Raw genomic sequence first — 1,603 nt, forward strand, 5'->3', positions numbered from 1 at the left:
ATGACCGATACGGCTGATCTTCTTGCGGAAATTGCGCAATTACGGGCGCTGCTGGCGGGCTCGGAAGCCCGTGCTGCACGTCTCGACGCGCACGGGCTGCGCAAGGATGAGCGCATACAGCGGCTGGAGAAACTGGTCGCGGCGTTCCGGCAGGCGCTGTTTGGGCGCAGGTCGGAGAAGAGCGATCCGGACCAGTATGATCTGGCGCTTGAAGATATCGAAGCCGCCATGGCGACTGTGCATGCCGAAGACGAAGATGACAGCGCTGGTTATGAGGTCAATGGTTCTGCTGCCCGACGCAAGGCCCGCGCCGCCAACCGGGGGGCGCTGCCGGCGCACCTGCCGCGTATCGACGAGGTGATTGAGCCGCATGGCATGATCTGCGCCTGTGGCGGCGACCTGCATTGCATTGGCGAAGATGTCAGCGAGCGGCTGGATGTCATTCCGGCGCAGTTCCGGGTGATTGTGACCCACAGGCCAAAGTACGCCTGCCGCGCCTGCACCGATGGCGTGGTCCAGGCTCCGGCAGCTCCACATCTGGTTCCCGGCGGCCTGCCCACCGAAGCGCTTGTCGCGCATGTGCTGGTGAGTAAATACGCCGATCACCTGCCGTTGTACCGCCAGGCGCAGATCTATAGCCGCGACGGCGTTGATCTTGACCGCTCCACCCTTGCGGACTGGGTTGGGCGGGCGGCCTTCGAATTACGCCCGGTGTATGAGGCGTTGCTGGCCGCTCTGAAGCGCTCGACCAAACTCTTCATGGACGAAACCCGTGCTCCGGTGCTTGATCCCGGGGCGCGCAAGGTTCGCAATGGCTACTTCTGGGCTTTGGCCCGCGACGAGAGGCCATGGAGCGGAACCGCGCCGCCGGGCGTCGCCTTCACTTACGCGCCGGGACGCGGCGGGCAGTATGCAGAGCAGATACTGGCCGGCTTCAGCGGCATCCTGCAGGTCGACGGATATGCGGGCTACAACCGGCTGATTGCCCAGGAAGGCTCTGGCGCCCGTCCGCACCAGAACATCCAGCTGGCGTACTGTTGGGCGCATGCGCGGCGCAAGCTGGTCGAGATCACACGAACGGGAGCCGCCCCGATTGCCGAAGAGGGCGTGAGGCGCATTGGTGAGTTGTACCGCATCGAGGTTGATATCCGCAGCCTGTCTGCTGAAGCACGGCTTGCCGCGCGCCAGCAGCGTTCTGCGCCGCTGGTCACTGGCATTCACGAATGGCTGGTTCAGAACCGAGCGCGGGTATCGGCAAAATCACCCCTGGGCGAGGCGCTGAAATACATCGCCAGATACTGGGACGGGCTGCGCCTGTTCCTCACCGACGGGCGCATTGAGCTCGATAACAACACTGTCGAGCGCACCATCCGGCCCATCGCATTAAACCGCAAAAACGCGCTGTTCGCCGGTCATGATACGGGCGCGCAGAACTGGGCCATGATCGCTTCGCTCATCGAGACCTGCAAACTGAACGCCGTCAACCCACACACATGGCTCGCCGCAACACTCGGCGCCATCGTCAAGGGTCACAAGCAGGCCGACATCGACAGCCTCCTGCCGTGGAGCCATCAACGCAAGGTGTGAGCGGCACAGCGCTTAC

The 1,603-nt window shown here is 63.6% G+C and carries 1 protein-coding gene; it reads left to right on the plus strand.

Annotation, left to right across the window (positions count from 1 at the left end):
* A partial coding sequence (gene tnpC, locus IE243_RS22760) for an IS66 family transposase (protein WP_191321557.1) occupies positions 1–1,587 on the plus strand: 1,587 nt, incomplete at its 5' end.
* Between the last annotated feature and the right edge of the window lie 16 nt (positions 1,588–1,603).

Origin of the sequence: Camelimonas fluminis (genome assembly GCF_014656355.1) — a bacterium.
Lineage (GTDB): Bacteria > Pseudomonadota > Alphaproteobacteria > Rhizobiales > Beijerinckiaceae > Camelimonas > Camelimonas fluminis.